Annotated in this window: 25 protein-coding genes and 1 pseudogene; 13 read left to right on the forward strand and 13 right to left on the reverse strand. The window is 62.9% G+C overall.

Annotated features, from left to right (window positions below):
- Positions 1-384 precede the first annotated feature (384 nt).
- The 3 genes from FJ986_RS02260 to FJ986_RS02270 all read left to right on the forward strand — a co-directional run bounded on the left by FJ986_RS02260 (position 385) and on the right by FJ986_RS02270 (position 3,062).
- On the forward strand, positions 385-1,782 hold the full coding sequence (locus FJ986_RS02260) for a cytochrome B6 (RefSeq protein ID WP_140624726.1): 1,398 nt from the start codon (positions 385-387) through the stop codon (positions 1,780-1,782).
- A 49-nt stretch (positions 1,783-1,831) separates the two neighbouring features.
- Positions 1,832-2,434 carry a DUF4142 domain-containing protein gene (locus FJ986_RS02265; protein WP_140673306.1) on the forward strand — a complete coding sequence of 201 codons (603 nt, stop codon included), beginning with the start codon at positions 1,832-1,834 and terminating at the stop codon, positions 2,432-2,434.
- Positions 2,435-2,552: 118 nt separating this feature from the next.
- The gene (locus tag FJ986_RS02270; protein ID WP_140673308.1) at positions 2,553-3,062 is read left to right on the forward strand and encodes a DUF892 family protein; all 510 of its coding nucleotides are present in this window, start codon (positions 2,553-2,555) and stop codon (positions 3,060-3,062) included.
- Positions 3,063-3,142: 80 nt separating this feature from the next.
- Here FJ986_RS02270 and FJ986_RS02275 read toward each other — a convergent pair whose 3' ends face one another.
- The 4 genes from FJ986_RS02275 to FJ986_RS02290 form a co-directional block, all read right to left on the reverse strand.
- On the reverse strand, positions 3,143-4,417 hold the full coding sequence (locus tag FJ986_RS02275; protein WP_140673310.1) for an O-antigen ligase family protein: 1,275 nt from the start codon (positions 4,415-4,417) through the stop codon (positions 3,143-3,145).
- Positions 4,414-5,949 (reverse strand): undecaprenyl-phosphate glucose phosphotransferase, encoded by a 1,536-nt coding sequence (locus FJ986_RS02280; protein WP_140493986.1) that lies wholly within the window; start codon positions 5,947-5,949, stop codon positions 4,414-4,416. Before FJ986_RS02280 ends, FJ986_RS02275 begins: the two co-directional genes overlap by 4 nt.
- Before the next feature lie 93 nt (positions 5,950-6,042).
- Positions 6,043-7,173, reverse strand: a complete 1,131-nt coding sequence (locus FJ986_RS02285; RefSeq protein WP_140673313.1) for a glycosyltransferase family 4 protein — start codon at positions 7,171-7,173, stop codon at positions 6,043-6,045.
- A 9-nt stretch (positions 7,174-7,182) separates the two neighbouring features.
- The gene (locus tag FJ986_RS02290) at positions 7,183-7,746 is read right to left on the reverse strand and encodes a polysaccharide biosynthesis/export family protein (protein ID WP_140673315.1); all 564 of its coding nucleotides are present in this window, start codon (positions 7,744-7,746) and stop codon (positions 7,183-7,185) included.
- A gap of 253 nt (positions 7,747-7,999) precedes the next feature.
- On the opposite strand from FJ986_RS02290, the gene FJ986_RS02295 reads away from it, so the two are divergent.
- Positions 8,000-10,249 carry an exopolysaccharide transport family protein gene (locus FJ986_RS02295; RefSeq protein ID WP_140673316.1) on the forward strand — a complete coding sequence of 750 codons (2,250 nt, stop codon included), beginning with the start codon at positions 8,000-8,002 and terminating at the stop codon, positions 10,247-10,249.
- 46 nt (positions 10,250-10,295) lie between these two features.
- Here FJ986_RS02295 and FJ986_RS02300 read toward each other — a convergent pair whose 3' ends face one another.
- Positions 10,296-11,522: a GNAT family N-acetyltransferase gene (locus FJ986_RS02300; RefSeq protein WP_140556981.1), complete on the reverse strand. Its 1,227-nt coding sequence runs from the start codon at positions 11,520-11,522 to the stop codon at positions 10,296-10,298.
- An 88-nt stretch (positions 11,523-11,610) separates the two neighbouring features.
- Between FJ986_RS02300 and FJ986_RS02305 the strand changes: the two genes are divergently transcribed.
- A complete protein-coding gene (locus tag FJ986_RS02305) occupies positions 11,611-12,669 on the forward strand; it encodes a polysaccharide deacetylase family protein (protein WP_140673318.1) in 1,059 nt (352 codons plus the stop codon).
- A gap of 17 nt (positions 12,670-12,686) precedes the next feature.
- Here FJ986_RS02305 and FJ986_RS02310 read toward each other — a convergent pair whose 3' ends face one another.
- A complete protein-coding gene (locus FJ986_RS02310) occupies positions 12,687-12,902 on the reverse strand; it encodes a DUF2842 domain-containing protein (protein WP_140522178.1) in 216 nt (71 codons plus the stop codon).
- A gap of 183 nt (positions 12,903-13,085) precedes the next feature.
- On the opposite strand from FJ986_RS02310, the gene FJ986_RS02315 reads away from it, so the two are divergent.
- The gene (locus FJ986_RS02315; RefSeq protein WP_140673320.1) at positions 13,086-14,174 is read left to right on the forward strand and encodes a COX15/CtaA family protein; all 1,089 of its coding nucleotides are present in this window, start codon (positions 13,086-13,088) and stop codon (positions 14,172-14,174) included.
- 82 nt (positions 14,175-14,256) lie between these two features.
- Here FJ986_RS02315 and FJ986_RS02320 read toward each other — a convergent pair.
- The 3 genes and pseudogenes from FJ986_RS02320 to speB all read right to left on the reverse strand — a co-directional run bounded on the left by FJ986_RS02320 (position 14,257) and on the right by speB (position 17,057).
- Positions 14,257-15,097 (reverse strand): annotated as a pseudogene (locus FJ986_RS02320) (aminoglycoside phosphotransferase family protein).
- Complete coding sequence (gene argC / locus FJ986_RS02325) at positions 15,094-16,020, reverse strand: N-acetyl-gamma-glutamyl-phosphate reductase (protein WP_140673322.1); 927 nt, start codon at positions 16,018-16,020, stop codon at positions 15,094-15,096. The pseudogene FJ986_RS02320 and the gene argC overlap by 4 nt, the downstream one beginning before the upstream one ends.
- Positions 16,021-16,049: 29 nt before the next feature.
- Positions 16,050-17,057, reverse strand: coding sequence for an agmatinase (speB, locus tag FJ986_RS02330; RefSeq protein WP_140673324.1), 1,008 nt, complete (start codon positions 17,055-17,057; stop codon positions 16,050-16,052).
- 123 nt (positions 17,058-17,180) lie between these two features.
- On the opposite strand from speB, the gene FJ986_RS02335 reads away from it, so the two are divergent.
- From FJ986_RS02335 to FJ986_RS02345, 3 genes are all read left to right on the forward strand, one after another.
- The gene (locus FJ986_RS02335) at positions 17,181-18,389 is read left to right on the forward strand and encodes an acyltransferase (RefSeq protein WP_140673326.1); all 1,209 of its coding nucleotides are present in this window, start codon (positions 17,181-17,183) and stop codon (positions 18,387-18,389) included.
- Between the two features lie 96 nt (positions 18,390-18,485).
- Positions 18,486-19,544 (forward strand): glycerophosphodiester phosphodiesterase family protein, encoded by a 1,059-nt coding sequence (locus FJ986_RS02340; protein ID WP_140650019.1) that lies wholly within the window; start codon positions 18,486-18,488, stop codon positions 19,542-19,544.
- Between the two features lie 80 nt (positions 19,545-19,624).
- On the forward strand, positions 19,625-21,013 hold the full coding sequence (locus tag FJ986_RS02345) for an MFS transporter (protein ID WP_224646253.1): 1,389 nt from the start codon (positions 19,625-19,627) through the stop codon (positions 21,011-21,013).
- A 61-nt stretch (positions 21,014-21,074) separates the two neighbouring features.
- Here the strand turns inward: FJ986_RS02345 and rpsI are convergent, their stop codons facing one another.
- The 4 genes from rpsI to FJ986_RS02365 form a co-directional block, all read right to left on the reverse strand.
- Complete coding sequence (gene rpsI / locus FJ986_RS02350; RefSeq protein WP_140493960.1) at positions 21,075-21,557, reverse strand: 30S ribosomal protein S9; 483 nt, start codon at positions 21,555-21,557, stop codon at positions 21,075-21,077.
- 1 nt (position 21,558) lies between these two features.
- Complete coding sequence (gene rplM, locus FJ986_RS02355; RefSeq protein WP_010915638.1) at positions 21,559-22,023, reverse strand: 50S ribosomal protein L13; 465 nt, start codon at positions 22,021-22,023, stop codon at positions 21,559-21,561.
- A gap of 274 nt (positions 22,024-22,297) precedes the next feature.
- Positions 22,298-22,945 (reverse strand): LysE family translocator, encoded by a 648-nt coding sequence (locus tag FJ986_RS02360; protein WP_140650017.1) that lies wholly within the window; start codon positions 22,943-22,945, stop codon positions 22,298-22,300.
- 62 nt (positions 22,946-23,007) lie between these two features.
- The gene (locus FJ986_RS02365) at positions 23,008-23,454 is read right to left on the reverse strand and encodes a PaaI family thioesterase (RefSeq protein WP_140650015.1); all 447 of its coding nucleotides are present in this window, start codon (positions 23,452-23,454) and stop codon (positions 23,008-23,010) included.
- 152 nt (positions 23,455-23,606) lie between these two features.
- Between FJ986_RS02365 and FJ986_RS02370 the strand changes: the two genes are divergently transcribed.
- The 4 genes from FJ986_RS02370 to FJ986_RS02385 are packed head-to-tail and all read left to right on the forward strand — an operon-like array spanning position 23,607 to position 26,162.
- Positions 23,607-24,428, forward strand: a complete 822-nt coding sequence (locus FJ986_RS02370) for an enoyl-CoA hydratase (protein WP_140650013.1) — start codon at positions 23,607-23,609, stop codon at positions 24,426-24,428.
- Positions 24,429-24,439: 11 nt separating this feature from the next.
- On the forward strand, positions 24,440-24,862 hold the full coding sequence (locus tag FJ986_RS02375) for a VOC family protein (protein ID WP_140521831.1): 423 nt from the start codon (positions 24,440-24,442) through the stop codon (positions 24,860-24,862).
- Positions 24,862-25,644: an AAA family ATPase gene (locus tag FJ986_RS02380; RefSeq protein ID WP_140521833.1), complete on the forward strand. Its 783-nt coding sequence runs from the start codon at positions 24,862-24,864 to the stop codon at positions 25,642-25,644. Before FJ986_RS02375 ends, FJ986_RS02380 begins: the two co-directional genes overlap by 1 nt.
- Complete coding sequence (locus FJ986_RS02385; protein ID WP_140521835.1) at positions 25,641-26,162, forward strand: CoA-binding protein; 522 nt, start codon at positions 25,641-25,643, stop codon at positions 26,160-26,162. The genes FJ986_RS02380 and FJ986_RS02385 overlap by 4 nt, the downstream gene beginning before the upstream one ends.
- The last annotated feature ends 2 nt before the right edge of the window (positions 26,163-26,164 follow it).

Below are 26,164 nucleotides of genomic sequence, written 5' to 3' on the forward strand. Positions count from 1 at the left end.
CGCAAAGCCATATATATTCGAGGCTTGGCGCGCAAGCGCTAAAACCGCCTCCGGAAGCAGAACCAACCATCGCCGATAAATCGCGTCAAACCTGACCCGAAGTCCCACGGGCGTTCGCGGGTCGCTCCGTGGACCATGCCATGAGCAAGGCTTCCTTCAGAGTAAATGCCTCCACCTGTCGGGGCCCTCTTGGCCGGGAATTGCTTTCCAAACGTGGCGTCGCCGTTCGAGGCGGGGAAGATGTCGCCCTGCATTCAGAGATGACGAGCCCGGCGATGGCTCAATCCGGTGGCGGAAATAAATTCCCTTTCGCCAACTCCCGCCTTGGAACAAACCGCCCCCGGTCCGGTTTGGCAACCGTCCGGGGAACTTAGGAGGGACGAAATGACCGGCAAACTCCATATCGGCCTTCCGTGCGCGATCATCGTCGCGGCGGCCAGCATCAGTGCGTTCTCGGATCCGCTGCCTCCTGACATCACCTATCGGCCATTGCCGAGCCAGCCCTTTTCCGCGGTGAAAGCCGATGACGAGGCGCAGAAGCCTGGCGTGATGGAGCGTCAGAAGAAGCTTTTGGAGCAACGTTATGATCTGGCTGACCGTCCGATACCGGGCGTGATGATGACCGACGGCAAGAAGCCGGTCCAGGGTGGCGTCAGGGTCAAGCTGGCGGGTGGCTCGACCTGGGACAGGCTAAGCTCGATGAGCCCCGGCGATATTCGTGACCAGGGTCTTCTGCCGGCTGGCTTCCTGCCGCTACCTCATGTCAAGCAGGCTGCCGGAGGCCAAGTGTTTCCCGAGAAGGAAATCCGCGAGATCGGCCGCCAGGAAGGCCGTGATCTGCGCCGCTTCGACGTCGATTTCGATCTTCCCGATCACCTGACGCCCGAATTCCCGCCACCGATTTTCCTGACCACCCACCCTGAACTCGGCGATGTCTCGCGCGGCGAACTGCTTACCATCCGCAATTACTACGAGATCATGAACGGCATCATCACCCCAGTACAGATGGAGGGTTTGCGGCTTCTGCTGACGCCATTCCCGCAGGAAGAGTTCAATCAGACCGAGGACCGCAAGGTCGCTGGCCAGAGCATGGGTGTCGCCTGCCTTGATTGCCATTCCAATTTCAACACTAACGCCGCCTTCCATCAGACACCCGACATCAGGCCGCAGGCGGCGCGCTTCCGTCTCGACACCACCAGTCTGCGCGGCCTCTTCAACCAGCAGATACATGGATCGAAGCGTTCATTGCGGTCAGTGGAGGATTTCACCGAATTCGAGCAGCGCACCGCGTATTTCAATGGCGATCATGTCAGTGCCACCCGCAAGGGCGTCAACCTGCCTGACCGCCCGAACCAGGTGGCGATGATGGCACAGATGCAAAACATCATCGATTTCCCGCCGGCGCCTAAGCTCGATCCGTTTGGCCGCCTCGATCCGGCACTGGCGTCAGAAGAGGAATTGAAAGGCGAAGCGGTGTTCATGGGCAAGGGCCGCTGCTCCCAATGCCACAATCCCCAGACGTCCTTCATGGACAACAACATGCACGATCTGAAGCTCGATCGTTTCTACAAGCCAGGACAGACCGTCAACGACATGGTCGAGCTTCCCGACGGTCCGATCAAGACGTTCACGCTGCGCGGCATCAAGGACACGCCGCCCTATTTGCATGACGGCCGCCTGATGACGCTCGCCGACACGGTCGAGTTCTTCAATCTGGTGCTGGGCACCAAACTCGACCAATCGGAAAAGGACGCGCTGGTCGCCTATCTGCTCGTGCTCTGAGAAAGCGCGCCGTGATATCCGGCGCGATACGCTTCCCGAGGAGGTTCGCATGCGTCTACTCGCAACTGTCGTGGGGCTTGCGCTTCTGCCTGCCGCCACCGCCTTCGCCCAGTTCGGCAATCCGGCTGGCATGGCGCCGGACACGATGAAGGAATCTCCCGGCAAGCCAATGCCTCACCAAACCAACTATCAGGACCGGCTGTTCGCGCAGCTTACCGCTGCTGGCGGTCTGGCCGAGGTCCGCTTCGGCGAGCTTGCCGGAAAATCCGAAAATGCCGCGGTGAAAGACTTTGCCCGCAGGATGGTTGACGACCACCAGAGGGCGAACGACAGGCTGAAGTCGCTCGCCGAAGCGGCCAAGATGCCGCTTCCGCCTGGGCTGGATGCCGAGCACGAGGAGATGCGTACCAAGCTGGAAAAGCTTACAGGCGTCGAATTCGATCTCACTTACATCAGCGGCCAGATCGTCGACCATCAGAAGACTGTGCAACTCCTTGAATGGGAGATCGGCTCCGGCCAGGATCCGGATGTCCAGCATTTCGCCTCGGATATCCTGCCGGCCGTACTGGAGCACCTGCGAATGGCGCGGGACGTCCGCAGCAAGCTGGTGAACCCGGCATTGGCCGATGCCTCGGGCCAGAGCAAGAAGTGACCGTCGCGTCGGCGGCCAATCCGCGCGTTGGCAGCGCCTCTGGCCGAACCTGCCATAGTCCGGGCGGAACAATGCTCTCCACTCGCGGTTTGGGCGAGCAACCCAAAGGGAGAGCTTCATGACACAATCGCGCGACTGGTTGATACAGTGGCTGAGAGACGCTCACGCCATGGAGGAGCAGGCCGAGACGATGCTCTCCGGGCAACTGTCACGCCTCGAAAGCTATCCGGAGTTCGGTGACCGGATCCGTCAGCATCTCGACGAGACGCGACAGCAGGCCTCACGGCTGAGAACCTGCCTTGACCGGATCGGAGAGGGATCCTCCGCGATGAAAGACGCAGGTGGCAAGCTCACCGCCATGGCCCAGTCGATCAGCGGCGTGTTCGCCGGCGACGAGGTAATGAAGGGTTCGCTTGCCAGCTATACTTTCGAGCATATGGAGATTGCCTCCTACACGATGCTCATCGCCGCGGCCAACGCCGAAGGGGAGGCCGAGGTGGCGCGTGTGTGTGAACAGAATCTGCGCGAAGAGGAGGCGATGGCGGATTGGCTCAAGAGCCATCTCGCCGAGACGACGCAGATGTTCTTGTCTCGCGCCGCGGCCGACAGCGATGCCGCAAAACGATAATCGGGCCTGTCATCGCGTCGAATTTCGCCGGCCATGATCGTGCGACAGCGGCAGCGCGCGCTGCCTGTCGGCGGCGGCGACTATCGAGCCGATAGCGCTCCGCGGTCAGGTGAAGCTTTCGGCATCGCCAGCCGTAATTGCCGCTGATGACGGTGTTCCAGCGCGATCGCGCCCCAGACCAATCCGAGCAGCAGATAGACGTGGCGCCAATGGTCGATGTCGATGAAGGTGCCGAGCCCGACATTGCCGATGAAGGCGACATAGGCGCACAGGAGATAGGGCTGCCATGGCCGGTCGCGCAGCAGGATGCGGAATCCGGCACATATCGTCCAGAGGACAAGCGTCAGGAACGATACGAAGCCGAGCCAGCCATAATCCATCAGCATCTTCAGCCAGATGTCGTGGGTGTCCTCGCCGAAGATGGTGCCGAACACCAGAGGCCCGATGCCGAACGGGTGCTCCATCGCCATTTGGAAGCCGATTGCATAGCGGGCGAAGCGGCCGAGGCGGGCGGTGTCGTAGCTCTGTTCGAGATGGGCACGGTTGGAGAACATTTCCGCCACGCCGGGCAGCTGCAGGATGACGATCATGGCGATCGTCAGCAGCGACAATGCCGCGATGGTCATCACCACCACGCGCAGCCGGAACATGCCGCTGTTGCTCTGCAGGAACAGGCAGCCGGTAAGCAGAACGGCAGAGACGGCAAACATGCCCCAGGCGCCGCGCGAGAAGGAGAAGAAGATGCCTGATGTGATGACGAGCAGCGGCACCGCCAGCAGCGGCATGCGCGAGACCGGCCCGGTCAGCAGCAGATAGAGCAGATAGATGCCGGGCAGAACCAGGAACGGCCCGAACACGTTCGGGTCCTGGAAGGCGCCTGCGGCGCGGTCGTATTTGGTGAACATCTCCGCGCCCGGGAAGGCATGGAAATACCCTGCTATGCCGAGCAGCGAAGTCATCACCGCGGATACGACATAGGCAATGAAGATCAGCCGGTAGAGGCTCGGCTGCGTGGCGGTGACCGATGCGAAGAAGACCGCGCTGAAGGCGAGAAACAGCGACACTGCAAGGTAGAGCGGCGTGTTGGCGAGGTCCGACATCTGCGTCATGGCGATCATGCCGCCGATATTCATCGTCACCAGAAGCACCAGCAGCGGCGCGGCCGCGCGCGAAATCCTCAAACCGAAAAGCGCCCAAATGGCGATCAGGCCGGCCATGTAGATTTCGTAAGGAGCCGGCTCGCTGATAACGAAGCCGGAAAGCAGGATGCCGAGCCCGACCGCGCCCGAGGAAATCAGCGCGATCAGCTTGGCATTGACCGCCGCGCGCGGCAGGTCATGGGTAACCGCGCTCAATAGGCGTTTTCCGTGTTGAGCAGCCGGATCGGCGTCAGGAACAGGATCCGCAGGTCGAACAGCATCGACCAGTTCTCGATATAATAGAGGTCGTATTCCGTCCGCATGCGGATCTTCTCGTTGGTGTCCATCTCGCCGCGCCAGCCATTGATCTGCGCCCAGCCGGTGACGCCGGGCTTGACCTTGTGGCGCGCGAAATAGCCGTCGACCACTTCGTTGTAGAGCAGGTTGTGCGACTGCGCGGCAATCGCGTGCGGCCGCGGGCCGACCAGCGACAGCGAACCCAAGAGCGAATTGAAGAACTGCGGCAGCTCGTCGATCGAGGTCTTGCGGATGAAGCGGCCGACGCGGGTGACGCGCGGGTCGTTCTTGGTGACCGTCTGTCTGGCGGTCGGGTCCGACCGGTCGGCATACATCGAGCGGAATTTGTAGACTTCGATCACCTCATTGTTGAAACCATGCCGCTTCTGGCGAAACAGCACCGGTCCCTTGCTGTCGAGCTTGATGGCGATAGCGGTCGCCAGCATCACCGGTGAGAACACGACGATGCCGATCAGGCTGAAAACGATGTCGAAGGCGCGCTTGGCCACCGAATCCCAGTCGTTGATCGGCTTATCGAAGATGTCGAGCATCGGCACGGAGCCGATGTAGGAGTAGGCGCGTGGACGAAACTGCAGGGCGTTCGAATGCGCCGACAGCCGGATATCGACCGGCAGCACCCACAGCTTCTTCAGCAATTGCAGCACGCGCGATTCGGCGGTCAGCGGCAGCGACACGATCAGCATGTCGATGCGGGCGATGCGGGCGAATTCGATCAGCTCCGAGATTGTGCCGAGCTTGGGATAGCCGGCGACGATAGGCGGCGAGCGTTTGTCGCTGCGATCGTCGAAAATGCCGCAAATGCGGATGTCGTTGTAGGGCTGCCTCTCGACCGAGCGGATCAGGACCTCCGCTGCCTTGCCGCCGCCGACGATGACGGCGCGCCGCTCCATGTGGCCGTCGCGTGCCCAGCGCCGGATCAGCTTCGACATCACCAGCCGCAGGCCGAAGATGAGAATGAAACCGACGGCGAACCAGGTGCCGAACAGCAATCGTGAATAGTTTTCAGATATCTTCATCACGAATGCCGTCAGCGCCATGAGGGCGAACGTGCCGGCCCAGACCAGCAGCAAACGTCCAAAATTGGCGATCGGCCGCATGAGCGAGACGATCTGGTAGCAATCGGTGACGTCGAGCAGCACCACTGCAAGGAACGACGCGGCGGCGATCGTCAGCGGATATTGCCAGGCGAAATAGTTGAAGAAGCCGACAAAGTAGAAATAGACGCCGAGGCCGGAAAGGAACAGCACTGCGAACTCGACCATCCGCAGGACGCCGCTGACCATGATCGGCGACATCGTATCGCGCCGGTATTGCGAGGCGACCTGACGGGCGACATCATTCATGCCGCCCGGCATGCCGCCATCGGTCGGGGTGTCGAGTTTGCGCACAGCCTCTGCCGAAAAGCGGTGCACGGGATCGATCTCGTTCATGGGATTTCCGCAAGCTTCCCCCAGGCAATAGCAAAAGAGAGCTAAGAAACCCTTGAAACAACGCGTGGCTTTGGAAGGGCTTGGGCTTGTGGTTTATTTGGCCAGCGCCGCGAAATACGCTTTCTCGATCTCGGCGGCCATGACATCGGCTCCGAAGCGTGCCTCCAGATCGGCGCGATCGGGCATCAGTTTTCGATAGGCGGCGGGATCGGCCAGCGCTTCGGCCATCTTGTCGGAAAGCTGCAACGGATCAGGTCTGATCAGGGCAGGGGAATCGGCGCCGAAGATCTCCGGTATGCCGCCAACGGCCGTGGCGATCATCGGTTTTCCCGCCGCCAGCGTCTCCAGCACGACATACGGCAATGCTTCGGCGCGCGAAGGAACGACGACCAGCGCGGCCAGCGCAAAGGCATCCCTGGCCGGCATCGGCGGCAGGAAACGCACATTGCCGTCAAGCCCGAGCCGCCTCACTTGCGCGCGGTACCGAGGCAGGTTGTCGCCGTCGCCCACCATGACCGCGCCCAGCGGGCGTCCGAGCCGTGTCCCCGCAAGGGCCAGCGCGTCGATGAAGATGTCGGGCCCCTTGAGGTCACGCATCATGCCGATGTAGAGCAGGTCCACCATTCCGGGCTTCTCCGGAACGGGGTCGAACTCAGCCGCGCGCAGGCCATTGTAGACCAGCGCGTTCGGAATGGGCGCCTCGCCGACCTTCCTGCGATAGGTGCGTCGCTCATAGTCCGAGACGAACAGCAGACAGTCGGTGAAGTGAGCCATGGATCGCTCGAGCGCGAAGAACAGCTTTCCCGTGAACGTGCTCTCGTCATAGTGGAGAGAACCGCCATGCGGCGAATAAAGGCGGGCTACGCGAGACCTTGATACCCGCAACAGTGAGCCGAACAGACGGGCATAGGCGCCACCCTTGGCGCCGTGCCCGTGCAGCACGTCCGGCCGCAATTCCTTGATGATTCCGTAGGTGCGCCAGGCCGAGGCGAGATCGCCCAGTCCGACATGGCGCTGCATCGGCGTGCGATGGATGCCGAGCGCCAGCATGGCCTTCATCCGCTCGAACAGGCGCTCCTCGTACTCCCCGCCTGTGGTCGAATCGCACACGATGCCGACCGAATGGCCGGCGGCGACCTGAGCTTCCGCGAGGTCCCGCACATGCCGAAAGATCCCGCCGACAGGTGAACGAAAACAATGGACGATCCTGAGTTTGTCCGCCACGTGTGTTCGTCAGAACAGACGTTCACGCACATAGACAGTATCTCCGGGCAGCAGCGGGTCCGACGTGACAACCCGGCCGGTCATCACCTTGCCGTTGATATCTCGGGTGATGTCGACGCTTTCCTGGTTGGCGCGCGGCGTGAAGCCGCCGGCAATGGCGACGGCTTTCTGAACGGTGAGGCCGGGCACATAGGAATACTGGCCGGCGGCGCCCACTTCGCCCATGACGAAGATAGGCCTGTAGCGGTCGATCTCGACGGTAACGTCAGGATCGCGCAGATAGCCTTGGCGCAATTTGTCGGCGATTTCCTTTTCCATCTGCTGGGCGGTGTGGCCACGGGCCGGCACGGCACCGACCAGCGGGAAGGAGAGATATCCGGACTGGTCGACACTATAGGTGTTGGTCAGCCCGTCCTGCTCGAACACCGTGACGCGGACGCGGTCGCCGGCGCCCAGGCGATAGGGTTGATCGAGCACCTCGTGGAAGGCGGCCGGCGTCGGCCGGTAGCTGGAGCAGCCGGCAAGCATCGACACGGCAAGCAGCGCGCGAAAGAGGGAAGCAGTGCTTTTCATGACAGGACACATACCTTCGACTGGCCGCTGCGGCGTCGCAGCAAACATCTGAGAGCGCGTTCGTTATCGTCCTGTTAGGGTTAATGGCCGGTAAAGGGCGCGATCGATACGGCATCGATCGGCAGGAGTTTTATAACTTTGACGGTTTTGCTTGGCGCCTGCCAGTAAGTCCTGACGGAAGCTTCCTGTGATCTTAACGGCTGAGTTACCATAGTTGTTTACGGTGCATGCGATCCGTATCGGAGTAGGATGCATGTCCGTTCAGTCCACGGCCGCAGACGTTGACGTCGATCTCAGGCAGCTCTTCGCCAGCCTGGCGAGGAACTGGCTGCGAATATTGGTCGTCTCCCTGGTGGTTACCGGGTTGGCGTTTGCGCTCGCTTCGCTGGCAACCAAGCACTACAAGGCCCAGACGCAGGTTCAGATCGATACGCGTGAATCCGTCTACACGCGCCCGGCCGGCAGCAATGACAGCGACAAGCCTATCCTCGATGAGCAAGGCGTCGCCACCCAGGTCCAGATCATTTCGTCCAACGAAATCCTCAAGCAGGTAGCGCAGAAGCTTGATCTGTCGCGATTGCACGAATTCGACGAAACTGTCGATATGTCGCCTCTCAACCGCCTGCTGATCCTGGTGGGGTTGAAGAACGATCCCATGGATATTCCGGTCGACGAACGCGTCCTGAAGAAGATGCGCGAGAAGCTCAACGTCTATGGCGTCGAAAAGACGCGTATCATCGCCATCGAGTTCTCCTCGGAAGATCCCAAGCTCGCGGCTGCTATCCCCGATGCCATTGCCGCCGCCTACATTGCCGGGCAGGGCGCGGCCAAGCTCGAATCCAACACCGCGGCGGCGGACTTCCTGGCTCCCGAGATCGCCGATCTGCAGAAGCAGGTCAGGGATGCCGAGGCCAAGGTCGCCGCCTATCGCGCCCAGTCGGACCTTCTGGTGGGCGGCAACAATTCTGTGCTCGCCACCCAGCAACTGGCCGAACTGTCGACCGAATTGTCGCGGGTGCGGGCCAACCGCGCCGCCGCCGAAGGCACCGCCGACAGCGTGCGCAAGGCGCTGCAGAATGGCGGCTCGCTGGATTCGCTGCCCGAGGTGCTGTCATCCGATCTGATCCAGCGCTTGCGCGAACGGCAGGTCGAACTGCGCGCCAACATCGCCGACCTGTCGACGACGCTGCTCGACAATCATCCGCGCATTCGCGCGGCAAAATCACAGCTGGCCGATCTCGACGCGCAGATCCGCAGCGAAGCTCAGAAGGTGATGAAGGGGCTGGCCATGCAGGCCGATGCCGCCAAGTCACGTGAGAGCCAGCTCGTCGCCGACGTCAACACGCTGAAGGCGGCTTCCGCGGAGGCAGGCGAACAGCAGGTCGGTCTCGATGCGCTGCAGCGTGACGCTGCCGCCAAGCGCCAGCAGCTCGAACTTTACCTGACCAACTACCGCGAGGCGGCTTCGCGCCAGGATCGCAATTACGTGCCGGTCGACGCGCGTGTCATCTCGAAGGCCGTAGTGCCTTCCGAGGCCTACTTCCCCAAGATCGGGCCGATCGTCGGTGCTGCTTTTGCCGCCTCGCTTTTGCTCATGTCAGTGTTCACGCTGCTGCGCGAACTCTTTTCCGGCCGCGCCATGCGCCCGGCCAGCGGCGCTCGCTTCGAGCCGATCGACGAGGTGGCGATGCCGGTCGCGGCCAGGGAAACGACGATCATTCCAGAGTCCGGGCCTGAGCACCACGCTGAGAAAGCGGTGGAACCGGAGATGATGATGGAACCGGATCTGCCCTCGCCGGCGGAATCTGCCATGGAGGTCGAACCCGCCGCCGGCCCACCGGTCGCCGAAACCGTCCCTGTTGCCGAGGCCGTCCCGGTCGCCAAAACCAGGCCGCGTTCGGTGCTGGGCGAGATCGACGTTGAAAAAGCGGCGGAAAAGCTGATCGCAAGCGGCGCCGCGCGCGCCATCTTCGTGTCGCCCGAAGGTGACGAGGCGGCCGCGTCCGCGATCCTGGTGGCGCGTGAGGCCTCCGACGCCGGCCTGCGCGTGCTGCTGCTCGACCTCACGGCTTCCGGCGCCGCCTCGCGACCGATGCTCGACAGCGGACTGTTCCCGGGCATCACCAATCTGCTCGCGTCGCAGGCGCAGTTCAGCGAAGTCATCCACCCCGACCTCTATTCCGACTGCCATGTCATTCCTGTCGGCACCGCCGATCCGGTTCGCGCCATGCGCGCCGCCGACCGGCTGCCGATCATCATGCAATCGCTGACCACCGCCTATGACCTGGTGGTGGTCGAATGCGGTCCCGCCGACGCCCAAGGCATCAGCCGTCTGGGTGGGGATGCGACCGAGGTGTTCCTCTCCATGCTGGAGCCGGATGATGAGGTGACGCAGGCCGCCGTCAAGCTGATCGAGAATGGCTATCCGGAGTTGACGCTGGTGACCCCGCTCGGCCACGAACCGCCGGGCACCCCGGTGCCGGGAAGGCGCTCGGCGGCTTGAGTCCGATGAGCGGCGCTTGTGGTCATCACGTTGGAAGGTGGGCGGGTTAGCTACCGTCCTCGGCGGGCGCCGGCGCCTGGCCAGCGGCCTTGCGACGCAGCAGCTTGGTCAGCTTCCAGATCGTCGGACTGTTCTTGACGACGGCTTTCAGCCTGGCGCTTTGCCGCAGCCCCAGCGCCAGTGCGCGGCCTTTCGACGTCAGCGGAACCAGCACCTCGAAGTGCTGCGTTTCGATATCGCACCATAAACGCTTGTACGGCTCGTCGCCGACCGAGAAATCATAGACGTCGAAACCCGCCTCGCAGGCTTCCTGGATATTGTCGAAGAACAGGAAGTCGCCGGGGCTGGTGTGGGCGAGGTCATCCTCGGCGATCGCGCCGAACTCGCAGATCAGCCGTTTGCCCGAGCGGCTCGATCCGGTCACGGCGCGAAGCTTGCCGGCGACCTCGAGCCCGTGCAGCACGAAGGAGGGCTTATCCTCGGCAAGCGCCTCGGTGAACAGAGCACGGAAGAACGCGCGCACTTGATTGTCGCCGAAGACGTTGGCGATGCCCATCCTGCGGAAGCGGGATTCCTTCATCTCGAAAAAGCCGTCGAGCAGCCGGCCGACCTCGTCCACGGTCCGCGCCTCGATGCGCCGATGGCTGCCGATGGCCTCGAACTTGCGCGTCTGCGAGCGGTGCTTCTTGCGTTTGCGCTTTCCGTTTGCGCGAGAGAGCAGTGCATCGAAACCGCCGACCAGGTCGACGGCGAGCGACAGGTTCGGGCTGTCGAAATAATCGAACGAGGCGAGTGGGTTGGCTACGCCATCGAGGTCGGGCAGCAGGCGTTCGAAGGCGACGAGATCGATGTCGGGGCGAGCCTCGGCTATGGCCGCCAGGGTCGAACGAATAGCCGCACTGTCCGCCCTGGCAAGCCATTGCGGGTCGGCGGCGACGAAATTGCCATTGGCGTGGCGGCCGCCCATGAAGCGGGCAACACGGAATGGCCCATGGCCGACGACCTCCAGCGCCAGTGCGAAAACCGGTCTGCCTTCGCAATTCAGCATCGCCACGACCGGGTCCGGCTCGACCTGCGCGGCCCAGTTGCGGATCCAAGCCGCGCTCTGCGCCGGCGCGAACACGGCGGAGCGGCAGAACGCGGCATAGGCCGCGAGCCCATCGGCGGAAGCGGTGGAAACCGACAGCCCAGCCGGCTCTATTGGCGGCACACTGGGCGGGGCTTCGATTGCCGCCAGGCGATTGCCGTCAAATGACGCGGCCGCGTCAACCATACCTCAATCCTTAGGGCGTATTGCTGCCGATTTGGGGGCGCTCAGGCGTATCCGTGCTTGGTTCAGCCTAGGCGCAAAAGGTGAAGGAATGATCGACGGCGGGGAGGCAATCCGAAAGCTGGCGCTCAACGTCGCCCGCTATACCGGCCTCGCACCGCTGGCCAAACCGCTGGTCGGCGGTATTGGCGCCATCCTCATGCTGCACCGCGTTACGGCAAAGCCCGAAAAGCCCGACAGCGTCAACCGTCATCTCAACATTGCGCCCGACTTCCTCGACGCCATGATCGCCGGCCTGAAGGCGGATGGCTACGCCTTCGTCTCGATGGACGAGGCGGTGGAGCGTATCGCGGCGCGCGGCAAGGGCGGCCAGTTCGCCGCCATCACCGCCGACGACGCCTATCGCGACAACATGACCGAAGCCTTGCCGGTGCTGGAAAAGCACGGCGCGCCGATCACCATCTATGTGGCTCCGGGGCTTATCAACGGCACTGCGGATCTGTGGTGGGACGTGGTCGAGGATCTCGTCAACGCGGGCGATCGCCTGACCCTGACGACGTCCGAAGGGAAAACGACGATCGACTGCACCAGCCCGGCCAAAAAGCTCCAGGCCATCGCACGGCTGCACACCTATCTCACCAGCGAGGTTCGCGAGGAGGACCTGCGCGCCGTGCTGCGCGAACTGGCGCATGCGAACGGCGTCGACGCCGGCCGGCCGCGCGTAGACACGCTGATGACCTGGTCGGAGATCCGCGCGATCGCAGCGCATCCGCTCGTAACGATCGGTGCTCATACGATCAACCACAGCAATCTGAAGCGGCTTTCAGAAGCCGACGCGCGGCACGAAATCGTCGGGGTGAAGTCCATCCTGCGAGCCGAGCTGGGCGAGGAGCCGCGCCATTTCGCCTATCCCTACGGCTATGCCAGCGCCGTCGGCTGCCGCGAAGTGGGCCTTGTCCGCGATGCCGGCTACACCTCGGCCGTGACCACCCGTCATGGCGTGCTGCGCGCCGAACACGCCTGCTTCCTGCACGCATTGCCGCGCATCTCGGTCAACGGCCGTTATCAGAACCTCGCCCACATCCGCACCATGCTGTCTGGCGTGACGACGCCGCTCGCCAACGCCGGAAAGATGGTGGTCACCATCTGAGGCCGGCCGGCAACGGTTCAGCGCTTGGGCCGAGGCTCCAGCATCAGCCATTTGATGATGCCCATGGCCGGCAGCACCCAGAGCAGGCCGCTTAGCAGGAAGAACAGGAAATGCGTCCACGGGCCCGCCTCGGACAGCCGGGCGACCGCGAAGATCGATGCGACCAGCGCGTAGATGATGACAAGCGCCACCAGCAGGAACATTCCGATCAGCTTTTTCAGGCGCACGGGCATGGTTGGCCTCCTGGAGCCGGGGTAAAGTGCGGCCCAGCTCAATGTGTCGGCTTCGCCATAGGCCCTGACGCGAAGCTGTGCAACCCGACAGACGCGGCGCGACGGCGTGCCGCGCCGCCCGGTCTTGCATGCGGGAATGCGATGGTCCACCAATCCGCGACTTCAACCTGCCGGGATAAATCCATGGCCGCCATTACTGCCGCGCCTTACGAGGCGCGTGACCGCGATCTGCACAACCGCGCGCTGGTGCGCGGCTGGCTCTACGTCGTGCTTCTGGTGCTGTTCGCGCTGGTGCTGGTCGGCGGCGCCACAAGGCTCACCGAGTCCGGCCTGTCGATCACCGAGTGGCAGCCGATCCACGGCGTCATCCCGCCGCTCAACGACGCCGAATGGCAAGAGGAATTCCAGCGCTATCAGCAGATCCCGCAATATGCCGAGCTCAACAAGGGCATGAGCATCGAGGCATTCAAGTCGATCTTCTGGTGGGAGTGGGCGCATCGTCTCCTGGCGCGCAGCGTCGGCCTGGTCTTCGCCTTGCCGCTGCTGTTCTTCTGGGCGGCGCGCCGCATCGAGCGCGGACTGGGGCCGAAGCTGGTCGGCATCCTGCTTCTCGGCGGTCTGCAGGGCGCCATCGGCTGGTGGATGGTTGCCTCCGGTCTGGTCGACCGCGTCTCGGTCAGCCAGTACCGGCTCGCCACCCATTTGACGCTTGCCGCGCTGATCTTCACGGCGACCATGGTCGTCGCGCGCGGCTTGGCGCCGCATTCGGAACCTGCGGCCGATCGTTCGACCCAGAAACTGGCTGGTCTCGTAGTGCTTCTGGCGCTGATCCAGATCTATCTCGGCGGTCTGGTCGCCGGGCTCCACGCCGGCCTGAGCTACAACACCTGGCCGCTGATGGACGGAAAGATCATTCCCGGCGATCTGCTGATCCTGGAGCCGGCATGGCGCAATTTCTTCGAAAGCCCCAAGACGGTGCAGTTCGTGCACAGGATCGGCGCCTATACGGTGTTCGTCGTCGCCTTGTGGCACATGATCGCCACGCGTCGCCGTCTGCCCGGTTCAACGCATGCTCGTCGCGCGACGCTGTTGTTTGCCCTGGTGCTGGTGCAGGCCTCCGTCGGCATCGGCACGCTGTTGATGCATGTGCCGCTGCACATGGCGCTGATCCACCAGGGATTCGCGTTGATCGTGCTGGGGTTCGCCGCCGCGCATTGGCGCGGCACCAAGGGCGCATATCCCTTGCCCCACGAGATCGCCCTCGGACGCTGAGTCTCTCCGGTCACATCCAGAACGTTCGACTGCGCCATCGTCTTGTCGCCGTCGAATTCCGCCTGACGCAAGGCGGCACGGATCAGAAGCCGAGCCGTACGGTTCGGATCGCTGCTGCGACCGACAGTTCGCGGTTCTCCTCGATCGCGTTGTCGTCCTCATGGTGCCACGAAGCCGACAGGCAGCCATAGGCGATGGCGTGATCCAGTATTGCCGCCGGCGTCTGGCTCAGCGTTCGCGCAAAGACTTCAGCCATCCCGGCAATCCGTGGGGGATCGAGACAAAGGTCGTCGCGATCAAGAGGATTGTAGAACATGTTCGCGGCATCGTATCCCGGGTCGCCGAGAACGCCCTTCGGATCTATCGCCAGCCAGCCCCGTGCTCCGTGCATGATGTTGTCGTGATGGAGGTCGCCATGCAGCGGCCTGACATCATGCGGACCACCCAGCAGCCGGTCGGCGATTTCCGCCGCTTCGACATAAAGGCTGTTCCGGCCAACGACACGGTCGGCCTCCGCTTTCTTGAACAGGCTGGAAAATCGTTCCCGAAGCGGCTGCAGGTCGGGCGGAGCGGGGTGATCCGATGGCGAAAACAGCTTTGCCATCACCTCCGCCGCGATTTCCGTGGCGGCCAAATCTCCCTGCTCGGCAAGAACATGCGACAGCATGGTCTCCCCGGCATTCGAGCAGCATGGAGTGCCCGTCGCGGCCCAGCGGCCGCACGGCGCCTTTGCCGCGCCGCCAGGCAAGGAAATGCTCGCCGCGCAACTCGTCTGCGACGTCATCGAATGGCTTCAGCGCCTTGACGATCGCCGGCGAGCCATCCTCGCGCCGCACCTTCCAGATGCGGCTCGAAAAGGTCTCGGCGATGAGCTCGGGCGCGCTGATCTTCCAGCGGTCCGGAAATGCCGGTGCCGCCATCAGAGGCCGAGCATCAGGTCCATGTTCTGTACGGCAGCCCCCGATGCCCCTTTGCCGAGATTGTCGTAAACGGCGAGCAGCAGGGCCTGCGCGCGCTTGTCATTGGCAAAGACGTAGAGCTTCATGCGGTTGGTGCCATTGTAGATTTCCGGATCGATCTCCGGAATGCGCTCCAGATGCGCATAGGGCGCCACTTCGACCACGCCGCCCTTGATGGCGGCGAAATGGTCGGCGATGGCTGCATGGAGTTCCGCACCGGTCGGCACATGGTCGAGGCCACCGAGCTGCAGCGGCACCACCGTGATCATGCCTTGCGCGAAATTGCCCACCGCTGGCTGCATGATCGGATCGTGCGACAGTTTCGCATAGGCCCTGAGCTCCGGCACGTGCTTGTGCTGAAGGGTGAGCCCGTAGGGCAGGAATTCAGAGGCGTCCTCGCCCTTGGCGACATAGTCCTCGATCATCGGGCGGCCGCCGCCCGAATAACCCGAGATGCCGTTGACGGTGACCGGGAAATCCGCAGGCAACAGGCCGGCGGCGACCAGCGGCCGCAGCGTCGCGATCGGTCCCTGCGGCCAGCAGCCGGGATTGGCGACGCGTTTCGCCGCCCCGATCTTCTTCGCCTGCTCCTTGTCCATCTCGGCAAAGCCATATTCCCAGCCTTGCGCTACGCGATGCGCGGTCGAAGCATCGATGATCCTGGTGGTCTCGTTGGAGATCAGCGACACGCTCTCCTTCGCCGCATCGTCCGGCAGGCACAGGATCGCAACGTCGGCGGCATTGAGGAATTCGGCTCGCGCCGCCGTTTCCTTGCGGCGCTCGGCGGGAATTGAAACGATCTCCAGGTCGCCGCGCTCGGCAAGCAGCGCCCGGATCTGGAGACCGGTGGTGCCGTGCTCGCCGTCGATGAAGATTTTCGGTTTCATTGGCTGATCAAATTCCCTGATATCGAAAACTATATGCCGTTGCCTTGGTTCACCGCGGCACCGTTGTGGCTGCCGTTGTTCAGCTCTTCGAGCCGTGCTTTCCGCTCGGCCATCAGGCCGAGATACTGCATGGCGATCATCGAGCCGGCAATCGCCGTTATATCGGCGTGATCGTAGGCCGGCGCAACCTCCACGACATCGGCCCCGACAATATCGATCTGATTGAGCTGGCGCAGCGTCGACAGGATCTTTGCAGAGGACGGCCCGCCGGCGACCGGCGTGCCAGTGCCGGGTGCATAGGCGGGATCAAGGCAGTCGATATCAAAGGTGAGATAGGTCTTCTTGCCGCCCGTCCTGTCGACGATGGCGTAGGCGATGTCGGATGCACGCATCTCCTCGATCTCGTGACCGTAGAGGATCTTGATGCCGAACGTGTCGGGCGCGTGGGTGCGGATGCCGATCTGGATCGAGCGGTCGGGATCGATAATGCCTTCCTTGACCGCGCGGCCGACGAAGGATCCGTGGTCGATGCGTTTGCCGTCATCCTCCCAGGTATCCTGGTGCGCATCGAACTGCACCAGAGCGAGCGGGCCATGGATTGCGGCATGTGCCTTGAGCAGGGGCCAGGTGACGAAATGGTCGCCGCCCAGCGACAGCAGGAAAGCACCTGTCTTCAGGATCTTGGTCGCCTCGCGTTCGATCGTCCCCGGCGTCTTCTGGTGGTTGCCGGTATCAAGCAGACAATCGCCATAGTCGACCACCGCGAGGTGCTCGAACAGATCGCGCGAAAAGGGATATTGCGGATCGTTGTCGAGGATTGCCGAGGCGCGGCGGATCGCCTGCGGCCCGAAACGCGCGCCGGGCCGATTGGTGACGGCGGCATCGAAAGGGATGCCCCAAACCACAGCGTCCGCGCCTTTCACATCCTTCGTGTATCTGCGTCGCATGAACGACAGCGCGCCGGCATAGGTCGGCTCCAGCGAAGCGCCCGTCTTTGAGCGGGCTGTGAAGGCATGGTCGATGTTCTTGTTCGCCATTACGGATCCTTGGTTTTCATCGGGGTGCAACAACTACAGAACCGGCACGCAACATGCCAGTCACAGCTTGGGGAAACGAAACGGCGCGGGCGCGGTGCCGCCGCGAGACAGGATTGTATCATCATGACGCAGACCGCGTTTCTTGATTCTCCCCATGGCGCGGCGTCGATCCAGTCCGGCACGGTGGCGGGTGAGCGGTTCCTGGTTCTCGATTCGTGGCGCGGCATCTGCGCCCTGCTGGTGGCGCTGTTCCACTTCCCGACCGCTTCGACGATCTCGCAAAGCGCCTTTGTCGGTTCGTCCTATCTGTTTGTCGACTTCTTCTTCGTTCTCTCCGGTTTCGTCATCGCCAGCTCCTATGGCTGGCGGCTGAACCAGCCGCGGGAGGTCGCACGCTTTGCGCTGGTGCGCTTCGGCCGCATCTATCCGCTGCACCTTCTCATGCTCGCCGCCTTTGCCGGCTTCGAGCTGCTGCGGCTGATGCTGCCGCGGGTGCATGGCGCCGGTGCCGCTCCCTTCACCGGCGGTTTCAGCTTCGAGAGCCTGCTTGCCAACCTGCTGCTGCTCCAGGGGGTCGGCTTCGAGGACCAATTGACCTGGAATGCGCCAAGCTGGAGCATTTCGGCGGAGTTCTTCGCCTATCTGTTGTTCGCGGGAGTGGTCTTCACCGCAGGCGCACGCGCCTGGGTGTGGTTCGTCGCCGCCGCCATCACCGCGCCGCTGTTCCTGCTTGGCTTCTCGACCCACCATATGGATGTGTCCTTCGATTTCGGCTTCATACGCTGCCTGTACGGCTTCTCACTCGGCGCCTTGCTTGCCTGGTTCCAGCATGATTCCATTGCAGGCGCGCGACAGGCGCTTGCCCGGACCGGCCCGCTGCTGAGCTGGACCCTTGCAGAAATCGTCATGGCGGCTGTCATTGTGCTTTTCGTCGCACTGGCGGGCGACAATGATGCCGGGATCGCAGCACCGCTGGTGTTCGCGCTGGCGCTGTTCCTCTTTGCCCATGAGGGCGGCTGGATCAGTGTCTTCCTGAGAACCCCTTTCATGCTGACGCTCGGCGCGCTGTCCTACTCGATCTACATGGTCCACATCTTCGTCCAGGCGCGCATGATTAACGTCGCCGGCCTGGTCGAGCGCAAGCTCGGCCTCGGTCTTGTCGGCGACATCGTCTTGCGCGGAGAGCCGGCGACCGGCTTCGGCGCCGGCTGGGCGGGGGACGTTGCGATCCTCGTCATGCTCCTTGCCACGATAGGTGTCTCCTGGATTACCTGGCGTTTCGTCGAGATGCCTGCGATGGCCTGGTTCCGCCGACTGTCGAAACGCATCTGAGGCGACATATCGCTGGCAACCGCTAGCCGGCTTCGTTCACCTAGACGTCACGGGCATCGCCTATTCCCGGTTCGATCCGGAATGGAGCGATTCTCGATGCGGACCTTCTGGCCGAGCCTTCTGTTTTCCGTCACGCTGGCGGCTTCCGCCAGCCAGTCAATGGCGGGCGAAACCCGTGCGAGGCAGATCCTCGACCGCTTCGAACATGCCAACCGATGGCGCGACCACGTCATGGTGGCCGCGCATCGCGCCGGCAGCATGCAGGCCGGCAAGACGCTCTATGCGGAAAATTCGCTCGCCGCCGTCGAAGGCTCGATCGCGATCGGCGCCGAGATCGTCGAGGTCGACATCCGGCGCTCGAAGGACGGCGAGTTTGTCGTCATGCATGACAGCTGGCTTGATCGCACCACGACCTGCAAGGGTGAGGTGGTTAAGTACACGCTGGCCGAACTGAAGAGTTGCCGGCTGGTGATCGAAGGCACGGGCGCCGTAACCGACGAGACAGTCTCGACGCTGCGCGAGATGCTGCTGGCGACCCGGGACCAGATCCTCATCAATCTCGACAACAAGCTCGAGGTTGGGGACCTGTCGGGTATGGTCGCGGTGGCGCGAGATCTCGGCATGGCCGACCAGGTCATCGTCAAGGAAAACCTGTGGAACCAGACCAGGATCGCTACGGTGAAGGCTGCCATGGAAGCGGTCGGCGGCGGCGTTCACTTCATGCCGATCATCGCCGACGACGCAGTGCATGACGCCGGTTTCGCCGCGACGGTCGACCATGCTTTTGCGCCGCGCGCGATCGAGCTGATCAACTGGCGCGCCGGCGGGGAGACGTTGACCGAGAATGGCGGGCCACTGTTCAGCACGCGCATGCGCGCGGCCGCGGTGAGGGGCGACTGGCACATCTGGGCCGACACCTACGCCATCGTCAACAAGCCGGGCGGCTTCCTTGCCGGCGGCCGGGGCGATGAACTGGCGGTTCAGGCCAGCCTGCCGCGTGAAGCCTGGGGCTTCTGGGCCGATCGCGGCGCCACCATCATCCAGACCGATGAGCCGAAGGCGGCGATAGGCTGGCTGGCGGCAAATGGGTTTCGCGTGCCCTATGCGGGGACGGGCGAACGCGTCGAACCTGCCGCGACCGCCAGCATCAATTGATTTGCCGCGGCTGAAGTTCCGGCCTGGTGTCGCAGGCCGGCGCCTGCTGACGCAACGGTGTCAGGGGAAACCCGTTATCCATGGGCATGCCCGATACCATCGTTATCAAGCGCCCTGCCGCCTATGCCGCCACCGTTGCTGCGACCAGCCTCGGCTTCGTGGTCGTGCAGCTCGATGTCTCCATCGTCAACGTCGCGCTGAACAGGATCGGTACTGGGCTGTCGATGGGGGTCGGCGGCCTGCAATGGGTCGTCGACGCCTACACGCTTGCCTTCGCCTCGCTGCTGCTCGCCGGCGGCGCCCTCGGCGACAGGGTCGGCGCTCGCCGCGTTTTCGTTGGCGGCATGGCGCTGTTCAGCATTGCTTCGCTGGCTTGCGGCTTGGCTCAGAGTGCCTGGTTGCTAATTGCGGCGCGCGCTGCACAAGGCGCGGGTGCCGCCTTGCTGATGCCGTGTTCGCTGGCACTCCTCAATCGCGCCTACGCATCCGACAAGGCGCGCCGGGCACGCGCCGTTGGGCTGTGGACGGCGGCGGGCGGCATCGCGCTGTCGGCAGGGCCGGTGCTCGGCGGCTTCATGGTCGCGTCGCTTGGCTGGGCCAGCATCTTTCTGGTCAACCTGCCCATTGGCGCTCTCGCCATCTGGATGGCTTATCGGTTTCTGCAGGAAACGCCGCTCAAGGCCGAGCGGCCGCCGATCGACTGGGTGGGGCAGGGACTTGTCGTGCTGGCGCTGTTTTCGCTGACCGGCGCCTTTATCGAAACCGGTTCATCGGGCTGGACCTCAATGCCGGTCATCGGCGGACTGGTATTGGCGGCGGTGGCCGCAAGCCTGTTCCTGCTGGTCGAGAGCCGGACGAGGGCGCCGATGTTTCCGCTCGGTCTCTTTGCCAGCCGCGTGCCGGCTGTGACTAGCCTCGTGGGACTGGCCGTCAACCTGACGCTCTATGGCACGATCTTCATGCTCAGCCTGTATTTCCAGCAGGAAAGGCATTTTTCTCCCGAAATGACAGGGCTGGCCTTCCTGCCGTTCATGGCGGCAGTCACCCTGTCGAACATTGCCGCCGGGCGCATTGCCGCAAATCATGGCCCACGATCGCCCATGGCGATTGGCCTGTTCGTCGGGGCAGCCGGTTTCGGACTGATGGCGCTGATCCAGGCCGATACGTCCTACCTGTCGCTGCTGTGGCGCCTGCTGTTCCTGCCGGTCGGCATTGGTCTTGCCGTACCGGCCATGACCACCGCGCTGTTGTCTTCCGTGCCGGCGGAGATGTCGGGAACGGCATCGGGCGTGCTCAACACCGTGCGCCAGTCGGGTGGCGCGATCGGGGTGGCGCTGTTCGGATCCGCCTTGGCGCTGGGCACGATCGAGGGCATGCAACTGGCATTCCTGGCCTCGGCGCTCGCGGTGGCCGGCTCGGCACTTTGCGCGTTCCTGTTCATCCGCGACGCCGACCATTCCGCTCAATAGTGATGCGCAACGCAAAAAGGCCGCCCGGAGGCGGCCTTTCGGTTGTGAAGCTGCGATGCGCTTAGCGCTTCGAGAACTGGAACGAACGACGGGCCTTCGCCTTGCCGTACTTCTTGCGCTCGACGACGCGGCTGTCGCGGGTCAGGAAGCCGCCCTTTTTGAGCACGGCACGCAGCGCCGGCTCGTAATAGGTCAGCGCCTTGGAGATGCCGTGACGCACAGCGCCGGCCTGGCCCGAAAGGCCGCCGCCGATGACCGTGGCGACGATGTCGTACTGGCCCGAGCGGTTGGCGGCGATGATCGGCTGGTTGAGGATCATCTGTAGGACCGGACGCGCGAAATAGGTCGCGAATTCCTTGTCATTGACGACGATCTTGCCCGAACCTGGCTTCACCCAAACACGCGCGATGGCGTTCTTGCGCTTGCCGGTGGCATAGGCGCGGCCCGACTTGTCGAGCTTCTGGACATGGACGGGTGCCGCGGCCTGCGTATTGGTGTTGCCGGTAGCGGCGCCCAGTTCTGCGAGCGAGGAAAGCTCAGCCATCTTATGCGACCTTCTTGTTCTTGGAATTCAGCTTGGCCACGTCGAGCACTTCTGGCTGCTGGGCGACATGCGGATGCTCGGCACCTGCATAGACGCGCAGGTTCTTCATCTGGCGACGGCCGAGCGGGCCACGCGGCACCATGCGCTCGACGGCCTTCTCGACGACACGCTCGGGGAAACGGCCTTCAAGCAGTTGGCGCGCGGTGCGCTCCTTGATGCCGCCGGGGTGCCCGGTGTGCCAGTAATAGACCTTGTCGGTGAACTTCTTGCCGGTGAACACCACCTTGTCGGCATTGATGACGATGACATTGTCGCCGTCGTCGACATGCGGGGTGAAGGTCGGCTTGTGCTTGCCGCGAAGATGATTGGCGATAACGGTGGCGAGACGGCCGACGACGAGACCTTCGGCGTCGATCAGGATCCACTTTTTCACCACATCCGCAGGCTTCTGCGAAAAGGTTGTCATGTTTTCTGCTTTCGGTTCGGACCTTCCCCAATCCACAAACGATAAGGAAGGCGTTTCTTGTTGCTTGGATTGGCGAAAAGCGCTTGCCCGCCGCCAATAACAAAACGGCGGCCTTTGCGGGCCGCTGCTTCGTGAGGGCTTATAGGGGAGAAGGGTAGCCCTCGTCAAGCATCATCGGGAGTCAACGAAAACGAAAAACCGTTAAATTTCAATGGCTAAACTATGTGGTATTATTTTACAACACGGCCTACCGCCAAAACGGCTGGTATTTCGCTCACCGCCGGCCACTCGTCACTGCAAGCAGGAGTCTGATGCCAACGCCGACCATAATGGCTCCGGCTAGCCTTCCCTGCCACACGACGAAGCTGCTTCGGCGCGACAGCCAGCCGCCGACCGCGCCGGAGGTCAGCGCGATGGCGCCGAGGACAACCATTCCCATCATCTTCATAGTCGTGCCGAGAATGACGAACTGCAACGCCGCTGGACCGGCCCAAGGGTGAACGAATTGCGGCAGCACCGCTAACATGAAGGCAAGCGTCGTCGGATTGGTGAGATTGCAGATCATGCCCTGCCGGAAAGCGGCTGCAGTGCCACCGGTGTTGGCAAAGGCAAAGGTTCGACTTTCATCCTGCCGGCGCGCCAACAGGAACTTGACCCCGATGGCGATCAGATAGATGGCGCCGACGATTTGGAGAAAGCTGTAAAGAGGCGGCGAGGATGTGATCAGCGTGGCAAGTCCCATCGCAAGTAATGGAATTTGCACGACGCCGGCCGATACGCAGCCTGTCGCGGCCGCCAGCGCGTGACGCCAGCCCTGTCCGACGCCGCGACTGATCACAAGCATCATATCGGGCCCGACGCCGGAAAGCTGGTAGGCAAGCACGGCGCCGAGAAAGGCAAGGTATGTGGTCAGATCGGGCATGCCGCAAAACGGACGTGTCGATCGGGAGTTCCGGCCAGGATGCCGGATCGGCCTTCTCCGTGTCAGCGTTTCGGCGGGATCGAATAGGTTCCAGTGGCGTGCGCCACTGTCTGCCCGTCCGGGCCAGCGACGATGTCGATGTCGAAGACCATCAGGTTCTTTCCGAGCTTCAGGATGCGGCAATGGCCATCGATCGGTCCTGCCTCGGCCTTGCGGACGAAATTGATGTTGAGATTGGTGGTGACCGAGAGCGCATCCGGCCCGGCATGGCTGAGCACGCAGACATACCCGCCAATGTCGGCCAGCGTGAACAAGGCAGGGCCGGACACCGTACCGCCGGGACGCAAATGCCGTTCGCCGGCATTGAGCCGCACGGTGCAGCCGCCGGGGAACACGTCGGTTGCCTCAAAGGCCGGGCCCTTTTCGTTGAGCTGCGGAAACACGGTCCCCATCAGCGCATTGACCTGGGCTGCTGTCAGCACCGGCTCGAGCTTGGTCTGGGCGGGCATCTCGGTCCTCATTCTGCGCCAAGCCTGTATGGGCGAAGCGGCGCGTTTCTGGCAACACCTTCATCCTACTGGCGCAAGCGATACGGTGTTGATGAAACCCCAGCCGATATTAGATACGCTGCCAGCGGAATGGAATCGCGGAGACCTTAGCCATGGCCGAAATCCTTGCCATCAAGCCTGTCGCAGTTGAAGGGCCGGTTGCGGCTAGGCGCGACAAGGGCGTGCTGCGCCTGACGCTTGCCAATCCCCCCGCGAACGCGCTTTCCCTGGCGGTGATGACGGCGCTGACGGAGGAACTGGACCGTGCCAGGGCCGACAAGGCCGTTCGCGTCATAGTGTTGTCGGCGGCCGGAAAGGTATTCTGCGCCGGCCACGATCTCAAGGAGATGACAGCGCGCCGCGCCGACGCCGATCGCGGCAAGGCCTTCTTCGAAGAGACGTTTGCCGCCTGCGCTACGCTGATGCAGGCGATCGTGCGCCACCCCAAGCCGGTGATCGCCGAAGTGGATGGCCTTGCCACCGCCGCCGGCCTGCAGCTTGTCGCCAGTTGCGACCTCGCCATCGCCTCGCATGAGGCGACCTTCTGCACGCCGGGCGTCAACATCGGCCTGTTCTGCTCGACGCCGATGGTGGCGTTGTCTCGCAACGTCTCGCGCAAGCACGCCATGGAAATGCTCCTGACTGGCGAAACCATCGATGCCGCGACCGCCAAGGAGTTCGGCCTGGTCAACCGCGTCGTGCCGCGCGAGTACCTGAATCAGATTGTCAACAAATACGCCCAAACCATTGCTTCAAAATCATCTTCGGTGCTGAAGACCGGCAAGGAAGCGTTTTATGCGCAGGCCGAGATGGGGCTGGCGGATGCCTATGGCTATACCGGCCGGGTCATGGTCGAGAACATGCTGGCGCGTGACGCCCAGGAGGGCATCGGCGCCTTCATCGGCAAACGCAAGCCGGAATGGACCGACGAATAAGGACGAAAGTCATGGAGCCGCGCATCTCCATCATCACCATCGCCACCGATGATCTCGATCGTGCGGTGCGCTTCTACGAGACGATGGGCCTGAAGCGTCATGCCGGCATCACCGATGGCGTCGCCTTCTTCCAGATGGGTGGTGTTATACTCGGCCTGTTCCCGCGCGTCAGCGCCGAGGAGGATTCCGGCATCACCTTCGCCAAGGCGCCTTCCGCCGTCTATCTCGCCTACAACACCCGCTCCGATGCCGAAGTCGACGCGGTGCTAGCGATGGCTGAAGAGGCCGGCGGCCGCATCGTCAAGCCGGCAGGCCGTGCCTTCTGGGGCGGCTGGTACGGCTATTTCGCCGATGCCGACGGACATGTCTGGGAAGTGGCGCACAACCCGGCCTTTCCGATCGCGGAAGACGGTACGATCTCGCTGCCCGATTGATGGCTCACCGCAGGCAGTTGACGCGGCTCAAGGCGCCCTATCTCAAGCGCATTCTGCTCGATTCCGAGCGGGTGACCGATTGGGAAAAATACCCGTGGAACCTGCCGCTGTTTCGCGGTCACGCCTTCGAACTCGAATTCACCACACCAATTACCATCATCGTCGGTGAGAACGGCACCGGCAAATCGACATTGCTCGAGGCGATCGGCGCGCTCGCCGGTTACGACGAAGCCGGAGGCGGCAAGGGCTACCGGCCTGTCGACCATTCCGGCGCCATCGACAGGAGTGGTGCCGCGCTGGCAGATACCTTCCGTGGCCATTGGTTGCCAAAAGTCACCGCCGGCTGGTTCTTTCGCGCCGAATCCTTCTACTCGGTGGCTCGCTATCTTGACCAGGTGGCCCTGGAAGATCCGTTCAAGCCACCTCCGCCCGACTTTCTGTCCTGGTCGCATGGCGAAGGGTTCATCCGCTTCTTCGAGGAACGTTGCCGCAGGCAAGGCATCTACATCCTCGACGAGCCCGAAAGTGCGCTGTCTCCATCGCGCCAGATCGAACTTCTCAAGATGCTGCGGCGCATGGATCGGTCGGGCACTGCGCAAGTGATCATGGCGACGCATTCGCCGCTGCTGATGGCCTGTCCAGGCGCGCGGCTGTTCCGCATCAGCCGGTTCGGGCTAGATTCGACCGATTTTCGTGATACGGACCACTTCCGCATGATGCGCGATTTCAGCAGTGATCCTGATGGCTTTCTCGCCGAGGCGTTGTATGAGGACGAGCCATGAATCACGATAGCTATGACAACGCCTACATCGCCGGCATCCTCAATTCGGTGAAGACCATCGCCATGGTCGGCGCGTCCGCCAACGACGTTCGTCCAAGCTATTTCGTGTTGAAATACCTGCTGGCCAAGGGGTTTGAGGTGTTCCCCATCAATCCGGGCCATGCTGGCAAGGAGATACTCGGCCGTACGGTCTATGGCAGCCTTGCCGAGATTGCCCAGCCCATCGACATGGTCGACATCTTTCGCGCCTCGGCGGCGGTGGCCGGCGTTGTCGACCAGGTGCTGAAGCTCGATCCCCTGCCGAAAGTGATCTGGATGCAACTCGGCGTGCGCCACGACGAAGCCGCCGCACGCGCCGAAGCCGCCGGCGTCAAGGTGGTGATGAACCGCTGCCCCAAGATCGAATATGGCAAGCTGTCCGGCGAGATCGGCTGGACCGGGGTCAATTCCGGTGTGCTGTCGTCGAAGAAGCCGCTGATGCGGTCGGGATTCCAGAGTTTCGGCGTGCGGCAAAAATAGAC

Source organism: Mesorhizobium sp. B1-1-1, assembly GCF_006442955.1.
GTDB lineage: Bacteria > Pseudomonadota > Alphaproteobacteria > Rhizobiales > Rhizobiaceae > Mesorhizobium.

Bases quoted from the DNA above. Each gene is read 5' to 3' on its own strand.
- FJ986_RS02260 (WP_140624726.1), top strand. From the start codon at position 385: ATGACCGGCAAACTCCATATCGGCCTTCCGTGCGCGATCATCGTCGCG.
- FJ986_RS02265 (WP_140673306.1), top strand. From the start codon at position 1,832: ATGCGTCTACTCGCAACTGTCGTGGGGCTTGCGCTTCTGCCTGCCGCC.
- FJ986_RS02270 (WP_140673308.1), top strand. From the start codon at position 2,553: ATGACACAATCGCGCGACTGGTTGATACAGTGGCTGAGAGACGCTCAC.
- FJ986_RS02280 (WP_140493986.1), bottom strand. From the start codon at position 5,949: ATGAACGAGATCGATCCCGTGCACCGCTTTTCGGCAGAGGCTGTGCGC.
- FJ986_RS02290 (WP_140673315.1), bottom strand. From the start codon at position 7,746: ATGAAAAGCACTGCTTCCCTCTTTCGCGCGCTGCTTGCCGTGTCGATG.
- FJ986_RS02295 (WP_140673316.1), top strand. From the start codon at position 8,000: ATGTCCGTTCAGTCCACGGCCGCAGACGTTGACGTCGATCTCAGGCAG.
- FJ986_RS02300 (WP_140556981.1), bottom strand. From the start codon at position 11,522: ATGGTTGACGCGGCCGCGTCATTTGACGGCAATCGCCTGGCGGCAATC.
- FJ986_RS02305 (WP_140673318.1), top strand. From the start codon at position 11,611: ATGATCGACGGCGGGGAGGCAATCCGAAAGCTGGCGCTCAACGTCGCC.
- FJ986_RS02310 (WP_140522178.1), bottom strand. From the start codon at position 12,902: ATGCCCGTGCGCCTGAAAAAGCTGATCGGAATGTTCCTGCTGGTGGCG.
- FJ986_RS02315 (WP_140673320.1), top strand. From the start codon at position 13,086: ATGGCCGCCATTACTGCCGCGCCTTACGAGGCGCGTGACCGCGATCTG.
- argC (WP_140673322.1), bottom strand. From the start codon at position 16,020: ATGAAACCGAAAATCTTCATCGACGGCGAGCACGGCACCACCGGTCTC.
- speB (WP_140673324.1), bottom strand. From the start codon at position 17,057: ATGGCGAACAAGAACATCGACCATGCCTTCACAGCCCGCTCAAAGACG.
- FJ986_RS02335 (WP_140673326.1), top strand. From the start codon at position 17,181: ATGACGCAGACCGCGTTTCTTGATTCTCCCCATGGCGCGGCGTCGATC.
- FJ986_RS02340 (WP_140650019.1), top strand. From the start codon at position 18,486: ATGCGGACCTTCTGGCCGAGCCTTCTGTTTTCCGTCACGCTGGCGGCT.
- FJ986_RS02345 (WP_224646253.1), top strand. From the start codon at position 19,625: ATGGGCATGCCCGATACCATCGTTATCAAGCGCCCTGCCGCCTATGCC.
- rpsI (WP_140493960.1), bottom strand. From the start codon at position 21,557: ATGGCTGAGCTTTCCTCGCTCGCAGAACTGGGCGCCGCTACCGGCAAC.
- rplM (WP_010915638.1), bottom strand. From the start codon at position 22,023: ATGACAACCTTTTCGCAGAAGCCTGCGGATGTGGTGAAAAAGTGGATC.
- FJ986_RS02360 (WP_140650017.1), bottom strand. From the start codon at position 22,945: ATGCCCGATCTGACCACATACCTTGCCTTTCTCGGCGCCGTGCTTGCC.
- FJ986_RS02365 (WP_140650015.1), bottom strand. From the start codon at position 23,454: ATGCCCGCCCAGACCAAGCTCGAGCCGGTGCTGACAGCAGCCCAGGTC.
- FJ986_RS02370 (WP_140650013.1), top strand. From the start codon at position 23,607: ATGGCCGAAATCCTTGCCATCAAGCCTGTCGCAGTTGAAGGGCCGGTT.
- FJ986_RS02375 (WP_140521831.1), top strand. From the start codon at position 24,440: ATGGAGCCGCGCATCTCCATCATCACCATCGCCACCGATGATCTCGAT.
- FJ986_RS02380 (WP_140521833.1), top strand. From the start codon at position 24,862: ATGGCTCACCGCAGGCAGTTGACGCGGCTCAAGGCGCCCTATCTCAAG.
- FJ986_RS02385 (WP_140521835.1), top strand. From the start codon at position 25,641: ATGAATCACGATAGCTATGACAACGCCTACATCGCCGGCATCCTCAAT.